This window comes from Rhodopirellula sp. JB055 (assembly GCF_043100905.1).
Lineage (GTDB): Bacteria > Planctomycetota > Planctomycetia > Pirellulales > Pirellulaceae > Rhodopirellula.
Genome location: NZ_JBICHO010000025.1, coordinates 1 through 26416, shown reverse-complemented (window position 1 = coordinate 26416; position 26416 = coordinate 1). Strand labels below are relative to the sequence as shown.

Here is a 26416-nt window from a genome sequence, read left to right as displayed (position 1 = left end):
CCCGTGGTTGTCGGGAGAACTCCACCATACATTGCCGCCTGACCACCAGGCGATTTGCTAGCAAATCCAAAGGGTTCCCACTGACTCAACGCTGCAAATCAAACGCCAATTTCACCCAATCACACCTGCCGACGTGCTTAGGCCCGGAGATCAGCTATAGACCGACGCAGAACAACTCCCAATTTCTCACCGCCAGACGCTGATGACTGGCAAGCCGGCGACGGTGGTTCCTGTGGTGGGTGGGCCGTAGATGGTTTGGTTGGATGGGGCTAGTTCGGTGGCCCGCATGCCCGATTGCAGCGATGAACGCGGGCGTTCTCTTGTTGCCAGCGAGGCGGCAGCGGCCTGGTCCGCTCCCGTCGTGATGGGTTGGATCGGTGCGTTGGCATCAATCGGACGCAGACGCGACGCGATCTCGGGACGAATATTGGTGGTTGATGCCAGCGATTGTGCTTGCGTCGCCAATTTGCCGACTGGCTCGTACTGGACGACTTGATCGTTCTGCATCCGCAACGTCCGTTCAGGGACTTGAACAAGCTTGGTCTCGGGTTCCCATTTCACACGGGTTTCAGTCTGGTGAAAGACCTCCGAGCGAGCTTCCCAACGGGTTTCAGGAACGTGCCGGTAGGCCACGGTGGGTTGGCGGAACGGATTCCAACGACCTTCCAAGTGCGGACGCAGCATCATTGTGGTCACGGGGACGTAAGATGTGCGAGCGACGGGTTTGGTCTCAACCACCGTTTTGGGCGTGTAAACGGTTTGCTCGCGAGTCTTCATTTGGACTTCGCTGACCGGACGCTGGACCTGGCGAATTTGCTTCCGGTACACAATCCCAGTGGCGGGATCGGCGTGCAATTCGCCCCCGTCCTGTGCCGAAACTGCGGTTGCCAGGGACAACGATGCCCCCGCGACCAAGAAACCAACAGTGAACTTGTTCGTCCGATTGGAATTCCGCATGACAATCCTTCGTCTGCAGGTGGGATCGGGCATGGCAAGGCCGCCCCAAGAAAAGTAGTTTGCCGACGTTAGGATTCGGTGAGACGCTCGCCGCGTTTGAAGTCAAACTTTTGAAACCCCGAGAAGCCCTCCATGATCACCCCGGATATTTTGCCTATTCTGCGTTGTCCAACAAACGGTGGTCAGCTCACTTTGGCTGACGATCCCCTCATCCAGAGGGTCAATCAAGCGATTGCTGACGGCACGGCGCGAGATCAATTGGATGAACGTGTGACAGCTCCAATCGAAGGCGGGTTGGTCAATTCTCAGGGCGACCGTTTGTACCCGATCCGTGGCGGGATCCCGACACTGATCGTGGACGAGGCGATCGGCCTGACGGGGCCCAGCGAAGCGGAATAGGGTTGCGGGCGGCGGGAACCGTTGGTTTCGACGGACCTGGAAATCCATCGTACGGTCATCGAGCCTCAAAACGGTTTGTGATCGATCCAACAAAAAAGCGGAGCCACTGGGACTCCGCTTGCTGAATCGTTTCATCGTGAATTCGGCGATCAGCCGGTGATTCGCTTGGCGAACAATGGGCCGCCGTACTGTGCAGCATCGCCCAACAATTCTTCGATGCGGAGCAATTGGTTGTACTTGGCCATCCGGTCACTGCGACTTGCCGACCCAGTCTTGATTTGCCCAGTCGACATGGCAACGGCCAAGTCAGCGATCGTCGAATCTTCGGTTTCACCACTGCGGTGACTGCTGATCGAGGTGTAACCATTGCGATGAGCGAGCTGGATCGCGTCGATGGTTTCGGTCATCGTTCCGATTTGGTTGACCTTGATCAAGATGCTGTTGGCGATCCCTTCGTCGATACCGCGTTGCAGACGCTCGACGTTGGTGACGAACAAGTCATCGCCCACCAGTTGAACCTTGTCGCCGATCTTGGTGGTCAGTTTCTTCCAAGTTTCCCAGTCGTCTTCATCGCATCCGTCTTCGATGCTGCAGATCGGGTACTTCTCGCACCAACCGGCCAAGAAGTCGACCATTTCATCGCCGGACATTTGGTTGTTGTCCAACGAGTACTTGCCGGATGACTTGTCGTAGAACTCAGTCGATGCCGCGTCCAAAGCGATCCAGACTTGTTCGCCAGCTTTGTAGCCAGCTTTGTCGATCGCAGTCATGATCACATCGAGAGCCTCTTGGTTGCTCTTCAAGTCAGGCGCGAAACCGCCTTCATCGCCAACCGCGGTGCTGTAACCCTTTTCCGACAAGACCTTTTTCAGGTTGTGGAAGATTTCAGTTCCGCAGCGCAGCGCATCGCTGAAGCGTTCAAAGCCCAATGGCATGACCATGAACTCTTGGATGTCGACACCGTTGTCGGCGTGCTCACCACCGTTAATGATGTTCATCATCGGAGCGGGCAACATGCGAGCGCCAGCACCACCGAGGTAGCGGAACAAAGGCTGGTTGGTCGAAGCGGCAGCCGCGTGAGCGACGGCCAGCGAAACGCCGAGGATCGCGTTGGCACCGAGTTCTTTTTTGTTGGCAGTGCCGTCCAATTCGATCATCGCTTGGTCAACCGCGGCTTGATCGGTTGCGTCCATGCCTTCCAACGCATCGGCGATCTTCGTGTTGACGTTTTTGACAGCGGTCGTGACGCCTTTGCCCATGAAGACGGACTTGTCGCCGTCTCGCAGTTCCCAGGCTTCGTGCATCCCGGTGCTGGCTCCGCTGGGCACGGCAGCGCGACCGGCGGCACCGTCCATCAATGTGACTTCGCATTCGACGGTTGGGTTGCCGCGGCTGTCCAAGATTTGCCGAGCGTGAATCGATTCGATCAGTGTCATGAGTTCACTATGGGATTGAGGGGGGAACGGAATTCGGCTCAGAAGAGGGCCGTAAAATTTGATTCGAAAAAGGCGGATGTTGTCCGATCGGGCGGTATTCTGTCCAATGCCTGGGAAACTGACCACCCGGCACCGATTCCCTGTGTTTCGGCCTGGTTTTGAGTCCTTTTGTCCGCCATCCGCCACCTTCCTCTCATTTCTCTGTCATGTTCACCGGTCTCGTCGAATCCGTTGGTCAACTTTCTGCCGTCGTGGAACAACCACCGGGCAAGCGTCTGGTGATCGCCGCCCCCTCCTTCCGGGACACAGATCCAGCTCGGGATGTGAAGCTGGGCGACAGCATCGCGATCAACGGTTGCTGCCTGACCGTCGTCGAAATCGATGGGGACGACTTGGCCTTCGAAGCGGGGGAAGAAACGCTCAGTCGAACCAATCTCGGCGAACTCTCGACCGGATCCACCGTCAACCTGGAACGGTCGCTGGCCGTGGGCGATCGCATGGGCGGCCACTACGTTACTGGCCACGTCGACTGCGTCGGCCAATTGATCGAACGAATCGACGACCCGCCATGGGCGAACTTGAAGTTCTCCGTCCCCGCTCCCTTCGCACAACAGATCGTTGCCAAGGGAAGCATTGCCGTTGACGGCATCAGCCTGACGGTCGTCGATGTCGGAGAAGACTACTTCACAGTCGCGCTGATTCCACACACGCTCGACGCCACCACACTGGGAGGCCGCCAGGTCGGAGACCGCATCAATCTGGAAACGGACTTGTTGGCCAAGTATGTGCAACGAACATTGCTGTTCGGAAATGCCAACGACCAGGCCGACGCAAGCAACCCCGCGTCCCCCACTAACACACCCTGGAGCCCGCAATCATGAGTGACGAAATCGATCCCACTCCTCCCGTCGCACCGTCTCAACCTCCAGCGCGTTCGAACAACGCTTCTCGCGGCTCACGGCAAACCGCGACGTACCTGTCCAAACGCTTGACCGCCGCTGGACTGCGCCCCGTGTCCAAGTACGGTCAGAACTTTTTGATCGACTTGAACCTGGTCGAACTGATTGCTCGTTCAGCCGATATCGAACCGCACGACATCGTGTTGGAAATTGGAACTGGAGTCGGTTCGCTGACATCCATCATGGCGGCTCAAGCGGGCGCGATCCTCACGGTCGAAATCGACCAAAACCTGTTTCAGCTCGCGTCGGAGGAACTGGCTCCGTTCCCGCACGTGAAGATGATCCAAGGCGATGCGCTCAAGAATAAAAGCACGTTCCGTGATGACATCATGGAATCAATTCGCGATGCCAAATCGCGTTTGCCTGACGACAGCAAATTCATGTTGGTCGCGAACTTGCCATACAACGTCGCAACGCCAATCGTCAGCAACCTGCTGCACCAAGACCCGCCGCCAGACCGCATCGTGGTCACCATTCAAAAGGAACTCGGCGAGCGTATGGTCGCTGGTCCAGGTTCGAAGGACTACGGCGCGCTCAGCGTTTGGATTCAAGCCACCTGCCGCGCCGAGATCGTCCGCATCCTGCCGCCCTCGGTGTTCTGGCCACGTCCCAAAGTCGACTCGGCAATCGTGCGACTGGACGTCGATCACGAACGCCGCAACGCGATTCCGGACCTCAAGTACTTCCATCAAACCGTTCGGGCCTTGTTCTTTCATCGACGCAAGTTTTTGCGAAGCGTTGTGATCAGCGCGATGAAAGGCCGCTTGGACAAACCGACAATCGACGAGATCCTCGGGCGTCTGGGGCACGGCGAGACCGCTCGCGCCGAAGAACTGAACCTGAAACAAATTTCCGATTTGGTGGAAGCTCTCCGGCAAGCCGAACTGAGTCAGTCGTAGTTGGCAACTGTCATTGCGACGGCAAACGGAGCAATCGCGCCCGCTAGGTTGGATTCGTAAATCACTTCCCTGACCGTCTGTTCCGGACGCGGGTTCTTCACACGCATTGCGTACAGCGTCAAAGTCCAGCCTGGCTTCTTTTGGATCGCCTCATTGGTTCCTGTCCAAGCGACCTCTGCATGCGGTAAATCCTGTGGCTCGCCGAACACCCAGTAATCACTCAAGTGCTCACCGTATGTCAACAACTGATGTGCCTTGGTGCCATCGTCGTAGACAAACGTCACGGTCGCGACGAACGATCGCCCCTCCGTTTGCCACTGTTTGCACCCATTGAGCATGAACAAATAATCAAAATCTTTGTCAACTGGAACGCGGACAGACTTGGGATAGCCTTGGCGGCGAAACCGGCCCTTCAATTGAACAAACTCGTCCAAAATTTGAAACGGGATCCCAGCCATTGTGACATCGCCCCTTGGGACTCCACCTAAGTGATCCAGCGGCATTCCTGTGTTGCCCGAATCCAATCCGCAATTGACAACGCCAGATAGATCCAGCGGCATTGGGTCATGCACCAAACTCTCGTCGTAGGCTTTCGTAATTCGATCGGCACTTCCCATGGAACTGCTGGCCGACTCAGTTGGCAAAGGATTCCGATCTGGTGCATCCAACTTCTCAGACAGATGAGTCTTGGGAGCAACCGCGACTTTGCGTGCGGGGGCCGTTTCCGGTGTGGGGGCGACTGTTGGTGTGGACGCAACTTCCGATGACGGCGCATCCTTCGGTGCCGATTCAGGTCGGGGCGCGAGCTCCACTCGTTGGGGCACGGGGTTCACAATTATCACGGGAGGAACGGCCTGCGTTCCCGCAACCTTCTCGTTGCCGGTCGGGGCGAGCAACTTCGAAACTTCTTGATCGAGACGACTTCCTGGATAGCCAAACGAAATGAATCGAATGACGCCGTCTTGATCCATCAAGTACACCGTCGGCAACGAACGAACTTGCCACAAATCGAAGATGGCATCCGAGGCTGGTTGTGAGATGGAAGGCCAACTGACTTTCCCAATTTGCTGAAGCTGTTCAACGGTTTGCTGGTCGTCACCGTAAACCCCAATGATCTGAAGTTGGTCTTCTTTGTAGAGGTGACGGTAGTAACGGAGGTGAGGGTACAAGCGTTCGCTCGGCCCACACCACGACGCTGAAAACACCACCAATTTCGCCACGCCAGGTTTTGTATCGAGCGAGACGGAACGACCATCCGTCGTTTTCGCAGCCAACGCAGGTGGCATCACGCCGACCGTCAAATGCTCGACCGCATGGTGAATGGCCCGAGCAATTTCGAGTATCGATTCGCCTTCTAGTTCCGCTTGCGTTTCACTGTTGATGACGTACTTCAACAATCGCAAGACAAGTTCCCGGTCCTCCTCCTTCATCGGCTCAGCGGATCGATTCTTCAGATGGATCGCCAATGCCAAGGCTGAGCAAGCTTTGGTATCCACGTGCGAACCGCGTTGCACCAATTCCTTCATGAAGTCTCGGGCTGCATCGTGATCGACCGGCACCAAGCTGAAGGCGACATACTTCATGCCCTCGTCCCGAAAGTGATCTCGCCGCAGTTGCTGAATGATGAACTCGGTCTGAGGTTGCACCGAATCCGGCCCGGTGGCCGCCAATTGCAACGCCGCAAAAAGAGCTTGAAATGCACCCCGGGTTTTCGGCTGTGAAGCGGCCAACTCTCTGAACCGCGGAACGAATTCCTTTGCCGGATGCACGTCTTCGAAATCAATGTTCTCCAAATCGCGAACCATCACCTCTTCGATTCTGCGAGAGATCTGATTCATGATCTTTGCCACTTCATCTTCCAACGGCACCATCGGATGATCCGCTGGCGCATGAAGTGGAAAAGGAATCAGCTTCTTTGCCGAACGGCTTTGCCCCATCAGTTCCACCAGGTGTGAAACGTGGACGGCAAAACCAAGTTGCTCGCCCGGAATGATCCAAGTTGCGATGCCAATCACAGCACCGTTCGAATCCAAGATGGGACCACCACTGCTGCCGTTGGAGATCACGGCATCCGTTTGAATCCAGTTGGTGTTGGCACTCGCCTTCAAGTCCTGCTGAACCGTCATCGGCAATTCCACCGTTCGGCGCAACGCGTTGACATTCCCGCGGCTAATCGTATGGCTGAAACCTTGCGGGTGCCCGATGGCAACGACAGACATGCCCAAAGGGGTGCTCGCGTCACGACGGCTTTGCAAAGGTCGAATGCCTGCCGGAATGGAGTCCACTTTTAGAATCGCAAGGTCACGTCCTTCATCAATCGCGACACACCCCTCCACCTTGGTCGTGGTTCCATCACGAAAGCGAACTTCGACTTGCATCGCTTGTTCGACCACATGATGGTTGGTTGCAATCCAATTGGGTCCGATCACGAACCCACTGCCGAAACCGGAAGCTCCCATGATGTCGTTCGTCGAGATCATGACGACCGAATCCGCGATTGCGTCCAAACCACCAGCATCCGCGTTCGCATCACGCACCGAAGCCTTGGACTGGTTCCTGTCACCGAAACGAACGACTCCAGCATCACCGCGTGAACGGGAGGTCTTGCGACTCCTCGCGACGAATCTTTGGTCAGCGGGACTGAGTTTGCTCAGCGGCACATCGATGACGGAACCGTCGTTTTTCCTCAAACGGACGACGCCGCTCTCCAATCGAATGAACTCAGCCGGAGTGCTGAACTTGCCGCTGCGATCCGACCAAAGACGTGGCTCATCAGCGATGCACACGGCACCGGTGAGCCACGAGCCCATCAGAACGGCCCACCAACCCAATTTCCATCCGCCTTGCATCATCTCCTCGCCGCTGCCAAACCGCACATTTTGAAACCACTCTCTAGGATGCGGTGCCTCTGCAGGAAGTTCCAGTCTTCAGGGGCCAGAAGAGGGCAATTTGAGGGAATTCAAAATCGCCGGGCCATAAAAAGCCACCTCAGCGTTGGCGAGCATGAACAAAGGGTGCTTGCCAACTCGGCGCGAGCGAAGCGTCGTCGATATTCACACCCGCTTCAGGGCGTCCCTCATGATTGACGAGCGGATGGTCGACCAACTGGCCCAAAGACTCTCGTGGGACAAAGCGAACCCGGCCGTCTTCGTACAAAACGTTGATCCCACGACCACCGTGGCTGATCACGCCCTCGTCCGAAGGAGATGAGACGCTGGCCCAGCCTTCCGAATCTCGCACCACGCGATTGGCGACTTTTACGATTGCCGCATCACTCATCACGGCAAACGATGACCGACCTTGGAATCGAGGCGAAGCAAACTCCTCACCATCACGAACGCCAAGCGTGTAGGCATAATGGCCACCGGCCGTCTGCTGCAACCACCGCAATCGAGCGATGGCCCCCTGCCAAGCGATCTGTTCTTCCATCGTCGTTGCGCCGGCCACGGCGTGACGATCCAAATCGCGAGCAGCAGCATCCAGCATGCGAAGCGTCACCAGAGTCGGTTGCTCAGCCACGTCCGTGGATGCGAACTCTTCCTCGGCTGAATGCAATCCGCCGGCCGTCCAAAAGTCAGAAGATCGGATCGATGGGCAATGGGTCGACCGTGGGTCCATCATCAATCCCGCCGCGTGCAGACGCGGGGCGTAGACCCCCGCAAAGGCTTGGTAGCCCGTTGACTCGACCGATGGCAGACGAGCCTCGGCATTTCGATTGACGTACTGCGTCATCGCCATGCCCAGTTGGCGTAAGTTGTCTTGGCAAGCTTGCTTGCGAGCCATGAAGCGGCCTTCGACCATCGACGGAAGGGCGATCGCCAACAGAATGCAGGCGGCCGTGAACGACCCGACCCAGTCACGCCAAGTCCACGAAACAGCGTCAGAGGGCTCCAGAACGGGAGACAGTTTTCCAGGTGTCGAGGCGGACACTTGAGAATCGGCGGCCGGTTCAACCGGGCTGGATTCCATCCCCGGCATTGGCGGCAGGGGCGGCAAAGCATCCAGCGTGCGGGCAACCAAGTCCGTCGGCGGCGGCTCAACCACCTCGCAATCGTCGTGAAGCGGCCCCAGTTTGCGTTCTAAATCAGCCAGCATCTCCCTGGCCTCGGGACTCTCACGCAGGAGTTTCTCCACCCGCTGCATTTCGTCCGCTTCGAGCGCGCCAAGCAGATATCCGAGAAGATCTTCTTGCATCACAAAGGACGTCGCGTAAGCGGAAAAAGAACACAAAAAAAGGGTCTCGACCTAGACCATTACGATCAGACGAGGGCGAGTGTTCGATGAGCAACCCTTTGACCGGGCAACACAGACAGATGTGGCCAACCATGTGTCGGAATCACAAGCGGAATCCCGAAGCGAATGTCAGCCACACACAGTCAGACGAACGAATCACCCCTGTGGTTCATCGCTGCACAGAAGTCAGGACAGAAAAAAAGGCGGCACCGAAGCACCGCCCTCATCACTACTGGTCTTCGGCGACCTGATCTCCGTCGTGACTGTCATCCCACAGACCGCTCAACCGATTCACAGCGGCATGCAAACGGCTCTTCACCGTTCCGACAGGGATCCCCAGGATTTCCGCCGCCTCGCGGTACTTCAGGCCCTGGTAATACACCAATTCGACGACTTGCTGCATTGGTTCGCCAAGCGATTCAACCGCTTCATGAACCCAACGCCCGTTTTCTTCCTTGGATGCTGCGATCAAGGGATCCATGATCGTGCCTTCCAATTTCTCGGACCAACTGCCCCCACGATCGTCCTCTTGGCCGCTGGCGGGACGGTCCAAGCTAACCATTCGGTGACGCTTGTTGCGGCGTTGCACGTCAATGGCTTGATTGGTCGCAATCGCGTACAGCCAAGGCCGGAAACGGCGTGTCAAGTCGAACTGGTTGCACTTCAGGTGAACTTGCAAAAAGGTGCCCTGAAAAGCATCTTCTGCCATCTCCGCATTGCCAATGTAACGCCGCAAATACGCGTAAATCTCACGTTCATAGCGTCGCATCAGCGTTTCATAGATATCGCGGCGACCGCTGGTGCGATATTTCGCGACCAACTGTTCGTCGGTTTGATCAGCAATCGGTTCGCCGGTGAAAACGTTACCCGAATCCACCTTCGAATCAGCGACCGCTGTGGAAGTTGAAAAGTTCATGGGGGATCGATCACAAAAGAGTATGAATAGCGCCCAGTCTACTTGCAAATGAGTTACGCCAGGGGATGAACCGACAAAACAAACACACAATCACGCAGACCAGCGTTGAGGGGGAGAGGCCGCAAAGTGATCCAAACATCCCTTAAAAGGCAACAAGGGAATTCGCCACGACATGCGTATTATCGCGATCCCGCTTGAAATGTCAAAGTCATCCTTGCGTTGGATTCACATCCTGCCTCGTTGGCAGGGAGCGAATCCGTGGTCCCATAGGGGCAATTCGTGTTCCAGACCGCTTGAAATCGTTGCACCGGTCGCTCGGGTTGGTCCGATTGTTCCGGAATTACCGAATGTTTGCAGGAAGATGTGCCGATAACTCCGCCTGGAACGGTTTCTTCGTTCGAGATTGAACTCCCTTTTCGCGGTGTTGCCCCCAATTTGGCGGCAGTCTTCCCCGGAAACGCTTTCAGTCTCGGTCCACGGCGGAACGGTCCACATCGGCGGGGTCGCCGGGTGCGAAATCCTTCGGAGCACCTCAGTGACCCAACAGCCACAGGACATTTTTATGGCTGGGCGTTCTCGCGAGAGCAGGACCCCCGGGGGGATTTTGGGGTCTTTGTGACCGCGGAGACGATTGCAATGCGACGAATTGCCAGGCAAAGAAACGAGCAACCCATGATGGCCCAGACCCCCGATCCCCAAATCAAACCCGGACCCAACCAAAGAACCGGACTGCGTGTGACCCTTGAGGACAATGGGATGACGGAATCATTCAGCGAAAGCGTGACGGTCAAATTACGAAAGCTCCGTGACTTGGTCTGCGGAGGCTTGATCGCCGCCGCAGTTGCCACGCCAGTCACGGCGGCTCCACCCACTGCGGGTGATGAGATGGATTACGAGGCCAGTGGCTTCATGCTGCCGCCTGGGGTTCAACCCGCAGGAATGGTCGACGGCATGCCAGCCATGTCGATGCCACCGGGGTCGATGCCCGGTGCCCAATCGATCGCAACCACCTTGCCATCGGCTCCGCTGATGATGCCTGGTGGATACGGTTCGACTGGTTATGCCCCCACAGGTTACGCACCTGCTGGTGTGATGCCGGTTGGCTATCAAGGCGGCGGCTTCCTTGGCGGAGGATACGCTGCGGGATGCGACTCGATGGGCTGCGGTTGCGGCGAATCCGGTTGCACCAGCGGCCAGTGCGGCAGCAACTTCCAAGGTCTGTTGCCCGCCGTGATGGGCGACTGCTGCGGATCCTGCGGCGGTGGTGGATGCGGTGCCTGTGGCGGGCTGGGATCTTGCCTGACCAACGGCTCACTGGGACAAGGCGGCTTGCTCGGCAGCCTCAACGAGTGTGGCCCGGGAAGCACCGACTTCGGTATCTTGGCAGCACACATCGGCGGCGGACTGGCAAGCCTTTCCGAAGCCCTGCGACCCTACTCCGAAGCCGGCAAATCAGCCCAACGCTGGTATGACGTTTCGGTGGAAGGATTGTTCCTCACGCAAGAACTCGATGGGTTCGCCGATGGTCGTGTCTTGACCAACGATGGGACCACCGGCACGCCAAACGTCGCCGACAACCCCGTTTTGACGCAAGATGACCTGGGCGACGATGACCTGGAAGCCGGAGCACGTATCTCCTTCGCTCTGATCTTCGGTGTTGGCTCGAACGTCGAGTTCACCTACATGGGCGGTCAGGAATGGGAAGGCTACGCCCGAGCCACTAGCAGCACGAGCAGTCTGACCTCGATCTACTCTGGTTACGGGACGACTCCTCCAGGCGGCTACGCGAACTTGGCGGACCTGCAAGAGATCAGTTCACGAGCCGAGTTTGACAGCTACGAAATCAACTACCGTCGTCGCACGGTTGGTCCTTACGGGCGCTTCCAAGGGTCGTGGTTGCTCGGCCTTCGTCACGTCGTCTTTGACAACGGTTTCTCGTTCAATGGCTCGGGAACTCCAGCCAGCACGATCGCTGATTTCCAGCAAAGCTTTGCCGTCGACAACCGCTACTTTGGACCTCAAGCCGGCGTTGACCTCTGGTGGAACGCACGTCCAGGAATTCAGCTCGGTGCCGAAGTCAAAGGAGCGTGGGTTCAAAATGACTTCAGCCAAAAAGCATCAATTGGAACCACCCCTGGCGGCTTGAATACCTTCGACACGGGTGGACAAGATGGTGCCTTCATCTTGGATTTCCAAGCGACCGGTGTCTATCGTTTCTCGCACTCGTTGTCACTGCGTGGTTCGTATCACCTGCTGACCATCGACGATGTGATGACGGCTCCGCTGGACAACAGCTTCATCGACGACTTCTCTGTCAACGGAGCCAATGTCTCGGCACCAAGCACCTCGGAAACGTCGTTGACACTGAACGGTTTCGCAGCAGGTCTTGAATACATGTGGTGATCAGTTCGGCGGACAACCGCCAAATCATCACTTTCTGAGAATCTCGCACAGGGGATCGGCCATCGAGTCGGTCCCCTGTTTGCGTTGCCCAGTTCCCCTGGGAACGCTAATCTTGCGTCATGGATGCCATCACAAAAGATTTGACCGCGGCACAAGCCGAAGCGGTCCAGCACATCGACGGACCTCTGCTCATTATCGCCGGCCCCGGCAGCGGTAAAACTCGCGTCGTCACCCACCGCATCGCCTACATGCTGCGAAGCGGAATCCGCCCGTGGCAAATCGCGGCGCTCACGTTCACCAACAAAGCCGCTGACGAAATGCGGTCGCGAGTCGATCTGCTCGCCCCCAACCAACCCGTCTGGATGGGCACATTCCACCGGTTCTGCGCGCAACAGCTCCGGCGTTACGCACCGATGGTCGGGTTGGCCGAAAACTACTCGATCTACGATTCGTCCGACTCCAAATCCGCGATGAAACGTGCGATCGCGGCCGCTGGTGTGTCGACCAGCCACACCTCGCCCGAGCAAATCGCGTCGGCGATCTCCAACGCGAAAAACCGGCTGATCACTACGGAGATCATGGCTCAGCAAACCGGCCGGGCCGGCGACACCGTCGCAGCAAAGGTCTACCCGGTTTATCAACAACAATTGCTGACCGCCAACGCGGTCGACTTCGATGACTTGCTTTTCCACTTCGCTCGGTTGCTACGGGAAAACCCGGAGGTGCGATCGAACTTAGACGAAAAGCTCAAGTACATCATGGTCGACGAGTACCAAGACACGAACTTGGCTCAGTACGCCATCGTGCGAGCTCTTTCCGTTGACCATCCCAACCTCGCCGTGACGGGCGACCCCGACCAATCGGTCTACGGATGGCGTGGCGCCGACCTCAACAACATCCTGGATTTTGAAAAGGATTACCCGAGCGTCAAAACGGTTCGTCTGGAACAAAACTACCGCAGCACGCCAGAGATCCTTCGTGTCGCCGATCAACTGATTCGACACAACCGCCGTCGCAAACAAAAGAACCTGTTCACAGACAACCCGACCGGTGAAGCGGTCACGCTGCGTCAGTACGAAAGCGGCTACAAAGAAGCCGACGGGATCGCCGATGAAATTGACAACCAAATGATCGCGGGCAATGCCGAACCGCGAGATTTCGCGATCATGTGCCGTATGAACGCGCTGACGCGATCGATCGAACACGCCCTGCGAAATCGAGGCATCCCGTATCAAATCGTCAACGGGCTGGAGTTCTATCAACGCAAAGAGATCAAGGATCTGCTGGCCTATCTGCACCTGATCAACAACCCACGTCATGATGTGGCGCTGCTTCGCGTCATCAACACGCCAACGCGAGGCATCGGTGCCAAGACGCTCGAGCGACTGCAACGTTTCGCCGACGATCATCGCATCCCGATGTTGGAAGCCGCTCGCCGAGTCGATGAAATCGATTCGCTGTCGAAGCGTGCGAAGACGTTGGTGACATCGTTCGTTCGTCTCTACGACCGCCTGTCTGTCAAAGCGACCGCGACACTGGAGGACATGCTCCGGTTCTTGATCGAAGAGATCAAATTCGTCGCCTACCTGGAACGAACCACTCCAGAGCAACAAGACAACAATCCGATCGCCAACGTTGACGAATTCATCTCCGCGGCCGTCGAATTCGACCAAATGCATCCGGAAGACGGATCGCTCGAAGCGTTCCTCGAACAAGTCGCATTGGTCTCGGACACCGACGCGTTTGAGGATTCCAACAACCGTGTGACCCTGATGACATTGCACGCGGCCAAAGGTCTGGAATTCCCTCGTGTGTTCATCGTTGCGGTCGAAGACAACCTGCTGCCTCACCGCCGTAGCAAAGAAGACGAAACGCAACTCGAAGAGGAACGTCGTCTTCTCTTCGTGGGGGTCACACGAGCCGAACAATGGTTGCAGATCAGCTACGCGAAATTGCGAAGCTTCCGTGGCGAAAACCAACCGGCGATCCCCAGTATGTTCCTGGGCGAATTGCCTCGCGATGAAATGCAGGTCGTCGAAGTCAAAGGCAGTCGCAACTTCTTTGACGATGCCTACGACGACGAATACCCGGACTCATGGGATTTGGTCCAAGAGCCCGCTGCGGTCACCGACACCGGCCCCGCCGGACAACCTGAAGTCGCCGAAGGTCCGCGCATCATCCCGATGACGGATCAATCCGCAATTCCGGATTTGTATCACGACGACGTGCCGCCTCCGAAGAAAAAGAAGCCCAAGGTTTCCATCCAAACCGAACTCAAGACCGCCAGCGATCTGTTGCAATCCGGCGCCACCCCGCTAGGTGCCTACCGCGAAGGCAGCACGGTCCGCCACAATGAATATGGCGAAGGCACGATCATCGCCCTCACTGGAAAAGGGCCCAAACGGACTGCCAAGATTCAGTTCGAAGAGACCGAGGAGACCTTTCGGCTCGCGTTTGCGAAGATCGAATTAGTGGAACGTTGATTCGCGACGAGCCCGCACCAATACCCGGTCATTTCGGACGGTAAGGTCACGTTTGGTTCTGGCGGATCGTCGTTGGCAGCAGACATTCTCCAACTGTTGCCAATCTTCTCTTCCTTTCCAGATCAACGTTGCGAACCCATGCGTCTCAGCCTGTTCTTTTGCGCCGCCTTCTTGCCCGCGATGGTTATGTCCACTCAAACTCGTGCCGATGAGCACTCCGATACAAGCCTGTCTTCCCAACTGAAGGAAACTGCCGAAAACGCGACCAAGCGATACCCGGCAGAAGTCCTGAAGACGTTCCAAGGTGGTGTCGACCAAGTTCGTGCCAGCGGCATTGAAAAGTCCGCCAAGCAGGTCGGCGATTCAGCCGCGGACGCGACCCTGAAAGGCTGGGACGAAAACGAAGTCACGCTCAGCGAAGTGTGGTCCGAGAACCCTGTCATCTTGATGTGGTACCGCGGCGGATGGTGCCCGTACTGCAACCTGCAATTGCGTGCGATGCAAAAACAGCTTTCGGCCATCGAAGGTGCCGGTGCGAAGCTGATTGTCCTGACGCCTGAACTCCCTGAAAAGGCGAAGGAAACAGCGGAAACAAACGACCTCGACATGCTGGTCTTGCACGACCGAAACAACCAGCTCGCGAAGAAATTCGGCATCGTGTTCGACTTGCCCGAATCCATCGTCCCGATCTATCGAGACAAACTGCAACTCGCCAAGTTCAACGGCAACGACGCGATGGAACTGCCTCTGGCAGCGACCTATGTGATCAACACCGACGGGAAGATCACCTACGCGTTCCTGGATGCGGACTACAAGAAACGGGCCGAGCCAACCGATGTTGTCGCTGCGGTCAAGAAACTTCAGTAGCTGATCTCAAACGCCACAACGAAAAAGCGCACCTGCGAGTCGTCACAGGTGCGCTTATTGTTTTAGTTCTTGAGCAAGCTTCGGATCACGCGGTCAAATCAGTTAATTGCTTGACTTCTTCGGCGGTGAATGGAGTGGCCAACCGAGCGCCCATTTGAGCCACCACGCGGGCGGCGGCGTGAGAAGCCAAGTGCCCGGACTGACGCCAATCCAAACCGTTGGTGATGCCGTACAGGATGCCGCCGGCATACATATCACCTGCTCCGGTCGTGTCGATCGCTTTGACCTTCACGCCTTCGACGGGAATCGCTTCGCCGCCGTGCATCAAGATCGAACCGTTCGGCCCCAGAGTCATCGCAACGTTCTCGGCCGACTCGTGAATCTTGTTCGCACAAGCGATGGGGTCATCTAGTCCGGTCAGGCTCTTTGCCTCTTCTTCATTGCAGAAGAACAAATCGACTGGGCCTCGGATCAGGTCCCACATTTCATCCTTCATCATGTTGACGAGGAAAGGATCTGATGCGGTGAATGCGACTTTGACATCGTTCTTTTTCGCCAGCTCGATCGCCTTGTAAGCGGCCGCTTTGGTTTGTTCGCCGGTGAACAAGTAGCCTTCGATGTAGACGTACTTGCTCGCCGCGATCACCTCTTCGTCGATGTCCTTTTCAGACAACGCGGTCGACGCGGCCAAGTTCGTTAGCATGGTTCGCTGAGCGTCTTCGGTGATCAACACCGCACACGTTCCGCTGGGCGTCTCAGGCTGCGGATCGACATCGATCGTGACACCGAGCGCCCGCAAGTCTTTCAAGAAGAATTGCCCCGTTTCGTCGTCACCAATCTTTCCAACGAAAGCGGCTTTGCCACCAAAGTCCGCGACTGCGGCGATCGTGTTGGCGGCGGATCCACCTGCACAACGAGACAGCGACGGCAGGTCAAATCGGCTCAGCACGGTCGCTTGTTTTTCGTCATCGACCAGCGTCATGATGCCTTTGTCGAGTTGCAATTCCGATAGCAAGTCGTCGGCAACCATTGTCTGAATGTCAACGAGAGCATTGCCAACCGCGTAAACATCGTGCGTCATCAAATTCAACCAAAGAGAGAAAGAACGAGTTCGTCCGCCCCTGCGAATGGGCTACCTCGGGGCAACTTCGCATCAGCCGGGCGGGCCCGCAGTGTACCCGCGGGTCCCAGATCCGCCAGCCAACTGGTGTTCCCCATCTGAGAGCCCCGACTGGGTTCGCTTGCGGTGCTCTCAGCCAGCGAACATCGATGACAATCCCGCGTCGAATTGGCCTCGCGTCAGAACGGTCGGCACACCGGCCTCGCGGGCCCCCTTCAAGCGGGCCACCTGGACGTGTGGTCCGTAGGCAATCACGCGAGCGTCGGGACACACGCGTGAAACCGCCGGCATCAGCTCAGCAACGACACCGTTGCGGGTCGACAGGTCAACGATCACCCATCCGACCTCTTCGTTGGGCTCTTCCGGCAAACGTCCGGCCAGAGAAAACGTCATTCCGGACGCTTCGCAGGCCGCTCGAACGCGGGAGGCAAAAATCAAATCGCCGGAGAGGAACAATACAGTTGATTTCATGGAGGTTTCCGGTCGATAAACGAGGTGCCAGGATCAAGAAAGAATGAGCGAGAACGCAACTCAAGACAAGCCGACCGAACCGAATCCTCCTGCATCTTCGATGTACCAGGAGAAGGTTCTGAAGATCCGCACCACCGTCAACGTCACCTTGGCAGAAAAGAAAGAATCACTTCGCAAGATTCTTTCGCTGGTCCCCGGATCGATGCTGACCTTCGACATTCATTGCGACCAACCGCTGGAACTTCGTGCGGGCGGACACCCTCTTGCCATTGGCGAAACCGTCAAAATTGGCGACAAGTTTGGCTTGCGGATCCGAGAAATTGGCGTCCCCCAAGAAGACTGAAAGCTACCAGGCCCGCCTGAAATCAATCGGAGATTTCCAGCGGGCCAGGTTTCGTTTCATCTTCACGAATTCGTGACCCAGCGGTTCACTCACCCTTCAACGGTCGCCCGAAGAAGACCGCTCGATCGATGTGGAAAATCCCGGTTCCTTCCAGCCCGATCTTGATGTAGCTGGCCACCGTGTCTTTGGGAAGTTCCACCTTCCACTCCGCTTGGGGCGATTCGCTCTTCCACACACGCGTCCATTCTTTGCCGTCCTGCGACGTCCAAACGGCCAATCCTTTCGCTCGATCGTGAAACTCCTCGTCACGGCGATTGGTGATGGTGCCTCGCACCAACTCCGCAGGCTGCGCCAATCGAATGATCACAGCCGGATCGGTCGCCGGCTGTTTGGAGTGAACAGCAAACCGGTCTCGCCGAACGCCTTCGCCACTGAGCAAGTGCTCGGCTTCGCGATTCCACACGGTGGGCCAATCATCCGGAATGCTGACCATCGAATCTCGCGTCACCTCGATCAAATCACCGTCCTTTCGCAGCGGAAAATCAGTATTGGGATTCGTCGCAACCCAACTGCCACCCAAGAACGCCAACAAGTCCAAGAACTCGCCCGGAGCAACCGTTTCGGTCAAACCTTCTGGCATGCTGCTGGCCTTCATCGGTTTGCGAATCTCGATCTCTTCTTTGTCGATGACCTTGATCTTGCCATCGGCAATCCCCAGCGAAATGCTCTCCTCATCTTCCTTCAAGATGAACCCGCCAACGGCTTCCCCGTCAAAGGTCAGAATCATGACGGTCTCGTACCCCTTGGCGATTTCCTCATTGGGCCAAACGATCGAACGGATGATGTGTTCCTTCGTCATCCGTTCACCAATCGTGGTCAACTCTGGCCCAAACGCCTTGCCGATCTTTCCATGCAAATGACACGCGGCACACACACGCTCAAACACTTTCGCGCCGTTTTGAGCGTTCCCACGAGACGCAGCGACCACTTTTTGTAGAGCCACCAATTGGTCCTCTTGCTTGGCATCCACATCCGCCAACACTTTCAGCGGGCGGTAGACTTCCGCACCGGGACCGGTCGCGATTTTGTATTCCTTCAAGTACTCCGCCGCCTTCGGTGGCAACGATGCAATCAGTTCTTGGATCTCGGGTGAGTCACCGTCCCAGTGCGCCGAAAGAGCCGACATGGTGTGTTCCAAAACATACTGAATCCACTTGTCCGCGGGCCGGTCCACGCCTGCCAAGGCCACTCGCACACCGACGGGATGGTCCATCAGACTCGCGGCTCGAAGCGATTCCAAACGAACGCGAGCGTGGTCGTCTCGGCCTGCCTCCAGCAAGAACTGCACGAACGGCAAATCCACCGCCAACTCGATTTCATCCGCTGTGTTGGCTTGTTCGTTGCCGGACAGGAAACGCCATTCATTGCCAACGATGTGAGTCGCAGCGGCTCGTTGCTGGAAGTTGCCCTCTGCCAATACCTTCTTGGCAAGATCCAAGTCCACGTTGTGGAACGATTCTTGAACCCACAGGATCTCGAGAGCGGCCTCGGGGGTTGGATTGTTTTGCAACCACTGCTTCGTTGCCGCGACGACTTCCTCCTCCGGACGCCCACGCAGCGCGCGACGGGCACGATATCGAGTGCGAGTTTCGTAAGCCAACAGCTGGTCCATGACTTCCAAAATTGGCAGATCCGCCTGAGTCACAACGTCCAAGAGCGGTCGCGTTTGATGACGAAGCCGGTAGATGCGGCCATGTTCATGGTCGCGGTTCGGGTCACGCTGTGAATACTGCATGTGACCGATCAATGCATTGCACCAATCGCCAAACCACAATGCTCCGTCGGGGCCGATCTTGGGATCGACGGGGCGGAAAAACATGTCCGTGCTGACCAGCAAATCTTCGGATCGTTCCCCTGCCAAACCGGCTTCGTCCTCTGGATCACGAAGCTCGAACGAAGGCATTCCGTGCATATTGATCACGCAGGCATAGACCAAACGATTGTGGAACTTTTCCGGGAATTGGCGTGAATGCAAGATCTCATTGCCCGCCGCAGGACGAATCCCGTGGTTGTCGAAGATGGGTTCCAGCGTTTTTCGGGAAGGCACTTCGCCGCCTGACAAGGCATTCGTCCAGTGGTGCTGTGCGTTGGTCCCATCACCGATGATTCCATTGCCGTATTGATCAAAGACGAGGCACCACGGGTTGTACTGACCAGGCGTGCGAAAATGGGTCAAACGCAGACTTTCCAAGTCCCAAACGTAACTGCCCGAGGCCCCCGCTTCTCGAACGGGGCCCCAAGGGGTTTCCACCGTCGTCGACATCGCGATGCCTTCCTGCATGTGCAGTCGCCCGCCATTGGAATACTCCCATGCGCCCATTGCATGGTGAGTGTCATCGGTGCCAATTCCATCCAACACGTGCGTGACTTCATCAGCCACGTCATCGCCGTCGGTGTCTCGCAAAAATAGGATGTGTGGTTCATCGATCACCAACACGCCATCTTTGTAAAACTCAAAACCGGTGGGGCAGATCAGTTGGTCGTAGAACGGTTTGCACACATCCGCTTTTCCATCGCCATCTGTGTCTTCCAAGATCAACAATCGATCGCTGGGGCGACTGCTTCCAGGTAACCACTGCGGGTAGTTGACCATGCACGACACCCACAACCGCCCCCGTTGATCGAACGCGATTTGAGTCGGGTTTGCCAGTTCCGGAAAGTCTTTCTCACTGGCAAAACATTCGACTTCGAACCCATCGGGAATCTCCATTTGTGAAATGGATTGTTCCGGTGTGGGATATTCCAATGTCTTGGGCTCACGCATTTCACGGAACGATTCATCGCGGGATCCGAACATGGTTTCGGGGATGAAGACTTCGCCGGTTTGAGAGTCATCGACTTTGTCCGGCACATCACGGCCCGCCGCCATGTCCCACAAATACTGATCGCGAACGGCGACCATCTTGCGGATCTTTTGAAACTCACCTGGAAAAGTTTCGGTGTCCCACGTACGGCGTCCACCGTAGACGTACCAACCGTTCAGCATTCGGTAATCTTGCTGGTGCAACCAAGCCTTGTCGTTGACGACTTGCCGCATCGCTTCGAAGCGTTCCGCGCCGACCGCAGGTCCTGCACCTTCAAACAAAGCCGCATCGATCAACAACGAAACCGCTTCGTCTCCGGCTTCGTTCAGATGCATTCCATTGATGGTGTACTGGCAACCCGGTTGTTGCTGGAACAATTCAGCGGTCGGTGTGAACACATCAACGACCGTCAATTCGCGTTGCTTGCCCACTCGTTTGACGGCGTCGGCGTAAGCGGCCAAGTATCGGTTGTGAAGCAAACCATCAGGTTGCAACGGGTTGCCAGAAGGTTCGAATGCGATCGGCGTGACCAAAGCAAACTGAACCGGTCGCCCGTCACTGGAGAATCGCTCTGACAACCCGTCCAAGTAAGCGTGGTAGTCAGCTTCGAATTTTGCAATTTGTTCCGCGTCGTCCCCAGCGAACGATTCGTTCATCCCGAAGAAACACAGAAACGCTTGCGGTGCAAAGACTTCAAAAGGATCGTCGATGACGGTGTAGTTGCCGGGACGTTGCTGCAATGAAACCTCATCGGTTGGCCAACCAAAGTTACGAACCACCAGTGGGTTCTCGCTGGTTCGCAAATGCAGCATCGTTTCCAAGTGCCCGTACAGGCTCATTCGCTGCGCGGTTCCGTTACCCACGAACGCCAAACGCGTTTTCGCAGGCAGTTCGGACGGATCCATGGCGAACACGTCGGTGGCAGCCAAAGTCACAAAAAAAGAGCCCAATCCGATGAGCAGCGCGACCCATCGCGAAGCGAATGGGGCCGTGGGAAAAGACGCCCCATTGGTCGAAACCAACTTGGCCCCGTGGCTGGATAGAAACCGCGAAATCGCGAAAGAATTCATAAATCGCATCAAAAAAGGCGGGGAGATGGGAGGAAACGAGGCGAGAGACGACGGTTTGCGGAACGAGAATCGCAACAGCGTCGTACAGCCTTTGATCTTACCCGATTCTATTGCCAAGTTGGCAGTGGCTTCCTTCCTTGATTCGAGCCCGAATTGATGTTCATTCGACTTCTCGCTCTGCTGATTGTTGTTCCGTTCGTTGAGCTGGTCCTGCTACTGCGTTTGGCAGATGCCACCAGTTGGCTGACCACGTTGATGATCGTGATCATCACGGGGATCATCGGTTCGTACCTGGCTCGACGCGAAGGGCTGGCGACTTGGTTTCGATTCCAATCGGCCACATCGCAAGGCAAAATGCCCAGCCAGGAAATTCAGGATGGGTTGATGATCGCAGTGGCAGCCGCTTTGTTGCTGACACCTGGGTTGCTGACCGATGCCCTCGGATTCACGTTGCTGACACCTACCGGACGAAGGTTCATCGGCGGGTGGTTGCGAAACCGTTTCGCCGGCAGTTTTCAAGTCCGCACGTTTGGCGGTGGCAGCCCTCCCGGTTCAAACGGTGGTCGCGGTGCAGACGACCGCTTTGATCCAAGAGGCTTTGATCCTCGGCGATCGACTTCATCGGGGCAGCGTTCCGGCGGTGCGGGCGATACGATTGACTCGCCTCACTTCGAACCCAAACAATCGCCTTCGCCGTGAACTCATCCAACAACCGCGACCAACAACTGACAGCCCTGCTTTTTTCGTCATCACCGCTGCAGCCCACTCCGATCGCGGTGGCCCCTGAACACGCACCGCTGGCTCATCCCAAAAAAATGGATCTGCGAGAGATCCAGGTCATCTTGCTGGACGTCTACGGCACCTTGGTGATCAGCGGCAGCGGCGACGTCGGAACCGCCGACGATGCCAAACACGACGCAGCAAACCGCTGGATTCGCGAATCGGCCACCGCCGCCGGCGTCGACGACCTGACCGGGATCCCCACCTTCGACCAGCTTCGCGATCAGATCGTGGCCACAAACCAGGCCTCGCATTCGGAGACGAATCCCAAACCGGAGGTCGACATCCTGGAGATCTGGCGACGGGTGCTGCTGGCCAATGGACGCGAAGATTTGGCAACCAACCCAAAAATTTTGGTGGCTTGGGTTTGCGGCGTCGAAGGTCGCTCCAATCCCGTTTGGCCGATGCCGGGGGCAGAGGAAGCGTTGGAGCAAATGCAGGCCAAAGGTCGCCGGTTGGGGATCGTCAGCAACGCTCAGTTTTACACTCCGCTGATTGTTCAAAAATTGCTCGCGAAGCGTTCGCAGGACACAAAACAAGACTCGTCAAGCGATTCGATTGAAAGAACGCTTGCGGGAGATCTGTCATCCGTGTTCGACCTCAACGCGTGCCATTTTTCCTATCGCTATCGAGCCGCCAAACCAGGGCCGTTGCTGTTTGAACGGGCAATGTCACACCTCGGCAGCACCGGAATTTCACCGTCGCAGGTTCTCTACATTGGCAACGACATGCTCAACGATGTCTGGGCGGCGAAGCAGTTTGGTTTGCGAACAGCTCTGTTCGCGGGGGACGGCCGCAGCTTGCGATTGCGGACCGAAGATGCTCGCTGCGAGAAATGTTTGCCTGACATGGTGCTGACACACTGGGATCAGATAGTAGAGTGTTTGTGAGAGAACGTTTCCGCGACGTTCTGCCGCCAGACGAAACACGCAAGAGTGACAGCTACGATGGGCGTCCAAATCGGCTTTGTGGGAACGCGTTTTGCCGGCACCGACGGGGTGTCGCTCGAAAGCGCAAAATGGGCTCAGGTTCTCTGGGACAATGGCCATGTGAGCCACTGGTATTCCGGACAAAGTGACCGCGACAAAGCGACCTCGATGGTCGTGCCGCATGCTTACTTTGGTCATCCGGACATTGAGTGGATCAACCGCCGCGCATTTGGCACTCGCACTCGAACACCCGATGTCACCCAGCGAATCTACACGCTGGCGGACTACTTGAAAAAAACGCTGTACGAATTCACGCGTCGATTCGATCTGGATTTGCTGATCGTCCAAAACGCGCTGTGCATCCCGATGAACCTGCCGCTTGGGGTGGCGTTGACGAACTTCATCGCCGAAACCGGTTTTCCAACCATCGCGCACCACCACGATTTTTACTGGGAACGAGATCGTTTCAGTGTGTCTGCCGTGACCGACATGCTGTGGATGGCGTTTCCGCCGGCGCTGCCACAAATTCAAAACGTGACGATCAACTCGTTCGCACAAGAAGACCTGTCGCACCGCCGTGGCGTCTCGTCAATCTTGGTGCCCAACGTGTTGGACTTTGAAAACGAACCACCGCAAGCCGACGAGTACTCGTCTCACTTCCGCAAAGACATTGGGTTGGAAGAAGACGACATTCTGTTCTTGCAACCAACTCGCGTCGTGCCTCGCAAAGGCATCGAGCACGCCATCGCGTTGGTCGCCGCACTTAAAAACGACAAGTGCAAACTGGTGATCTCGCACGCCAGTGGTGACGAAGGCAACGAGTACCTGCAGGTCCTGATGGACTTGGCCGAAAGCAGCGGCGTTGATCTGCGACTTTGCGATCATCAAGTCGGCGACAAACGCGCGATCGACGCAGATGGAAATCGCATCTACACGCTGGGCGATGCCTACGCGCAAGCCGACTTCATCACCTACCCAAGTATCTACGAAGGGTTCGGCAATGCTCTGTTGGAAGCTTTCTACTATCGCAAACCGTTGTTGGTGAATCGTTATTCGATTTACGTCGCCGACATCGAGCCCAAAGGGGCGAAGGTCATCTCCATGGATGGCTACTTGACCAAGGACGTTGTGTCGAAGGTGGAGCGGATCATCCGCGACAAAGCGTACCGAGATGAGATGGTTGACTTCAATTACGAGATCGGCCGTGCTTTCTTTTCCTACGGGGTGCTGCGGCGCAAACTGCGAGCTCTCGTGACTAACTTCACTGGACAGGACAACTTGTGAGTTTCACCATCGACGACGTCACTCGGTCACGGATCACCGATGTGTACGGGCATGTTCCCGACGTGCTTGCCGAAGGCTTGCAGAGGTGCTTTGACCAATCCAATCATTCCTCCTCTCCCGACGAACTGTGGGATCATCGCGATGTGGTGATGATCACCTACGCCGATCAAATTCGCGAACCGGGCAAGTCGCCGCTCGACGCCCAACGTCAATTCTTGCTGGATCACCATCTCGACGAATTGATCCGTTGCATTCACTTGCTTCCATTTTGTCCCTCGACCAGCGACGATGGTTTTTCCGTTGCGGATTACTTGGCCGTTGACCCTGAATCAGGCGACTGGGATGACATCCAACGATTGGGCGAACGCTTTGATTTGATGTACGACTTGGTGCTCAATCACTCGTCGCAAAAACACCGTTGGTTCCAAGGTTTCCTGAACGACGAACCGGAATACAAAGACTTCTACGCCACCGCCGATCCATCGGAAGATCTTTCGGAAGTCGTGCGACCGCGTAGCTTGCCACTGCTGACGGAATTTGATTCTGCATCGGGCAAGCGGCATGTGTGGACCACGTTCAGCGCCGATCAAGTCGACCTGAATTACGCCAACCCACGTGTCATGTTGGCGATGCTCGAAACGTTGGTCGAATACGCTCGTCGCGGAGCCCGCATCATTCGGCTCGATGCGATTGCGTTTTTGTGGAAAGAGATCGGCACGTCGTGTTTGCATCTCCCGCAAACTCACGCTGCGGTCCGACTGATGCGACACGTTCTCGATGTTGCCGCACCGGGAACAATTGTGCTGACCGAAACCAATGTGCCCCACGCTGAAAACATCTCGTACTTTGGCGACGGCACCGATGAAGCTCACATGGTGTACCAGTTCAGTTTGCCGCCGTTGTTGCTCGACGCGATCCACAGCGGTGACACTGGCGTGCTTCAGAATTGGATGCAATCGCTGGAGTTGCCAACCGATCAGGTCACTTATTTCAACTTCACGGCCTCGCACGACGGCATCGGCGTTCGGCCCGTGGAAGGCATCTTGCCTCAAGAACGTGTTGACGCCCTCGTTCAAATTGCAAAAGCGCACGGCGGGCGCATTGGAATGCGGACCCAACCGGATGGTTCGCAAAGTCCTTATGAGCTGAACGTCACCTACTTGGATGCCGTCGCCGATCGCACCACGGTTCCCGCAACCGAACATGCCAAGCGTTTCCTGGCCACGCAAACGATCATGTTGTCGATGCGAGGAGTGCCGGCGGTTTACTTTCATTCCTTGGTTGGATCCCCCAATGACATCGCGGGCGTGGAAGCCTCGAACATTCCCCGTCGCATCAATCGCCACAAATACGAACGAGCGGAACTGGAAGCGGCCCTTGCCGAACCAGGTTCGCTGCAACAACTCGTCGCTGACGGTTACCGGGACTTGTTGAAGATTCGGAAGGAGCAGACCGCCTTTCATCCCAACGCGTCACAGACCATTTTAGAATTGCCAACCGATGGGCTTCTTGGGTTTGTGCGACAACTCGGCGACCAGGCTCCGTTGTGCGTGCTCGCCAACTTGTCCAGCGAAGCACGCCAGATCGAACCAGCGGACTTGCCAGTCGATCTCACCTTTGACGCTTTGTCGGACGAGGCATTGGATCCCAACGCCCCCATCGCGATGGCTCCGTATCAGGTACGCTGGTTGAAGTCTTCTTCCACCACCTGAACGATTGGCCATGCTAGAGCTGATTTCGTCTTACTCGACTATTGCCATCGTGGTTGCCGCGTTGGCACACGTGTTCTTTTTCTTCGTGCTGGCGATGTGGGCACGGGGAGATCGCAAGAAGATCGTGCAAACGCTGCAACGATTCACCGATTCGCTTCCCAATCGCAGCCGAATGGATCACGACGCTCATCCATCGGATCAGATCGAGGCTTGCCTGGCCGACATCCACGACGTCTTGGTGGAGCCAACGGGTTCGGCGCACCGCGTGGCACTCAGTCAACGGATGCGAAT

The 26416-nt window shown here is 56.6% G+C and carries 19 protein-coding genes and 1 pseudogene; 12 read left to right on the top strand and 8 right to left on the bottom strand.

The genetic code is table 11. From position 1 onward, the window contains the following. Positions 1-186 precede the first annotated feature (186 nt). Positions 187-957 carry a hypothetical protein gene (locus ACF8AM_RS00780; RefSeq protein WP_392553793.1) on the bottom strand — a complete coding sequence of 257 codons (771 nt, stop codon included), beginning with the start codon at positions 955-957 and terminating at the stop codon, positions 187-189. 132 nt (positions 958-1089) lie between these two features. Between ACF8AM_RS00780 and ACF8AM_RS00775 the strand changes: the two genes are divergently transcribed. Beyond that, the gene (locus tag ACF8AM_RS00775) at positions 1090-1356 is read left to right on the top strand and encodes a Trm112 family protein (RefSeq protein WP_392553792.1); all 267 of its coding nucleotides are present in this window, start codon (positions 1090-1092) and stop codon (positions 1354-1356) included. A gap of 149 nt (positions 1357-1505) precedes the next feature. Here the strand turns inward: ACF8AM_RS00775 and eno are convergent, their stop codons facing one another. Further along, positions 1506-2792 (bottom strand): phosphopyruvate hydratase, encoded by a 1287-nt coding sequence (eno, locus tag ACF8AM_RS00770; RefSeq protein ID WP_392553791.1) that lies wholly within the window; start codon positions 2790-2792, stop codon positions 1506-1508. Positions 2793-2998: 206 nt separating this feature from the next. On the opposite strand from eno, the gene ACF8AM_RS00765 reads away from it, so the two are divergent. Both ACF8AM_RS00765 and rsmA read left to right on the top strand, forming a co-directional pair. After that, the gene (locus tag ACF8AM_RS00765) at positions 2999-3673 is read left to right on the top strand and encodes a riboflavin synthase (protein ID WP_392553790.1); all 675 of its coding nucleotides are present in this window, start codon (positions 2999-3001) and stop codon (positions 3671-3673) included. Continuing rightward, positions 3670-4650 (top strand): 16S rRNA (adenine(1518)-N(6)/adenine(1519)-N(6))-dimethyltransferase RsmA, encoded by a 981-nt coding sequence (gene rsmA, locus ACF8AM_RS00760; protein WP_392553789.1) that lies wholly within the window; start codon positions 3670-3672, stop codon positions 4648-4650. Before ACF8AM_RS00765 ends, rsmA begins: the two co-directional genes overlap by 4 nt. Here the strand turns inward: rsmA and ACF8AM_RS00755 are convergent. The 3 genes from ACF8AM_RS00755 to ACF8AM_RS00745 form a co-directional block, all read right to left on the bottom strand. Further along, positions 4641-7526, bottom strand: a complete 2886-nt coding sequence (locus tag ACF8AM_RS00755) for a trypsin-like peptidase domain-containing protein (RefSeq protein WP_392553788.1) — start codon at positions 7524-7526, stop codon at positions 4641-4643. The genes rsmA and ACF8AM_RS00755 overlap by 10 nt on opposite strands. A gap of 112 nt (positions 7527-7638) precedes the next feature. Then, positions 7639-8880, bottom strand: a complete 1242-nt coding sequence (locus tag ACF8AM_RS00750; protein WP_392553787.1) for a hypothetical protein — start codon at positions 8878-8880, stop codon at positions 7639-7641. Positions 8881-9112: 232 nt separating this feature from the next. Then, entirely contained in the window at positions 9113-9799 is a 687-nt protein-coding gene (locus ACF8AM_RS00745) for an RNA polymerase sigma factor (protein WP_392553786.1), read from the bottom strand. A gap of 672 nt (positions 9800-10471) precedes the next feature. On the opposite strand from ACF8AM_RS00745, the gene ACF8AM_RS00740 reads away from it, so the two are divergent. The 3 genes from ACF8AM_RS00740 to ACF8AM_RS00730 all read left to right on the top strand — a co-directional run bounded on the left by ACF8AM_RS00740 (position 10472) and on the right by ACF8AM_RS00730 (position 15552). Then, entirely contained in the window at positions 10472-12202 is a 1731-nt protein-coding gene (locus ACF8AM_RS00740) for a BBP7 family outer membrane beta-barrel protein (protein ID WP_392553785.1), read from the top strand. Between the two features lie 119 nt (positions 12203-12321). Continuing rightward, positions 12322-14685, top strand: a complete 2364-nt coding sequence (locus ACF8AM_RS00735) for an ATP-dependent helicase (RefSeq protein ID WP_392553784.1) — start codon at positions 12322-12324, stop codon at positions 14683-14685. A 186-nt stretch (positions 14686-14871) separates the two neighbouring features. Further along, the gene (locus ACF8AM_RS00730; protein WP_392553783.1) at positions 14872-15552 is read left to right on the top strand and encodes a peroxiredoxin-like family protein; all 681 of its coding nucleotides are present in this window, start codon (positions 14872-14874) and stop codon (positions 15550-15552) included. 85 nt (positions 15553-15637) lie between these two features. Here ACF8AM_RS00730 and ACF8AM_RS00725 read toward each other — a convergent pair whose 3' ends face one another. After that, positions 15638-16633, bottom strand: a complete 996-nt coding sequence (locus tag ACF8AM_RS00725; RefSeq protein WP_392553782.1) for an adenosine kinase — start codon at positions 16631-16633, stop codon at positions 15638-15640. A 171-nt stretch (positions 16634-16804) separates the two neighbouring features. Further along, the gene (locus ACF8AM_RS00720; RefSeq protein WP_392553781.1) at positions 16805-17143 is read right to left on the bottom strand and encodes a histidine kinase; all 339 of its coding nucleotides are present in this window, start codon (positions 17141-17143) and stop codon (positions 16805-16807) included. A 43-nt stretch (positions 17144-17186) separates the two neighbouring features. Between ACF8AM_RS00720 and ACF8AM_RS00715 the strand changes: the two genes are divergently transcribed. Then, positions 17187-17486 (top strand): FliM/FliN family flagellar motor switch protein, encoded by a 300-nt coding sequence (locus tag ACF8AM_RS00715; RefSeq protein WP_392553780.1) that lies wholly within the window; start codon positions 17187-17189, stop codon positions 17484-17486. A gap of 85 nt (positions 17487-17571) precedes the next feature. Here the strand turns inward: ACF8AM_RS00715 and ACF8AM_RS00710 are convergent, their stop codons facing one another. Beyond that, complete coding sequence (locus ACF8AM_RS00710; protein ID WP_392553794.1) at positions 17572-21255, bottom strand: PVC-type heme-binding CxxCH protein; 3684 nt, start codon at positions 21253-21255, stop codon at positions 17572-17574. A gap of 321 nt (positions 21256-21576) precedes the next feature. Here ACF8AM_RS00710 and ACF8AM_RS00705 point away from each other — a divergent pair, with 321 nt between their 5' ends. The 5 genes and pseudogenes from ACF8AM_RS00705 to ACF8AM_RS00685 form a co-directional block, all read left to right on the top strand. Further along, entirely contained in the window at positions 21577-22119 is a 543-nt protein-coding gene (locus ACF8AM_RS00705; protein WP_392553779.1) for an FxsA family protein, read from the top strand. Next, positions 22116-23090 carry an HAD family hydrolase gene (locus ACF8AM_RS00700; protein WP_392553778.1) on the top strand — a complete coding sequence of 325 codons (975 nt, stop codon included), beginning with the start codon at positions 22116-22118 and terminating at the stop codon, positions 23088-23090. The genes ACF8AM_RS00705 and ACF8AM_RS00700 overlap by 4 nt, the downstream gene beginning before the upstream one ends. Positions 23091-23135: 45 nt before the next feature. Beyond that, positions 23136-24413 (top strand): glycosyltransferase, encoded by a 1278-nt coding sequence (locus ACF8AM_RS00695; RefSeq protein ID WP_392553777.1) that lies wholly within the window; start codon positions 23136-23138, stop codon positions 24411-24413. Continuing rightward, positions 24410-26125 (top strand): alpha-amylase family glycosyl hydrolase, encoded by a 1716-nt coding sequence (locus ACF8AM_RS00690; RefSeq protein ID WP_392553776.1) that lies wholly within the window; start codon positions 24410-24412, stop codon positions 26123-26125. The genes ACF8AM_RS00695 and ACF8AM_RS00690 overlap by 4 nt, the downstream gene beginning before the upstream one ends. Positions 26126-26135: 10 nt before the next feature. After that, a pseudogene (locus tag ACF8AM_RS00685) lies at positions 26136-26416 on the top strand (MotA/TolQ/ExbB proton channel); the annotation flags it as partial.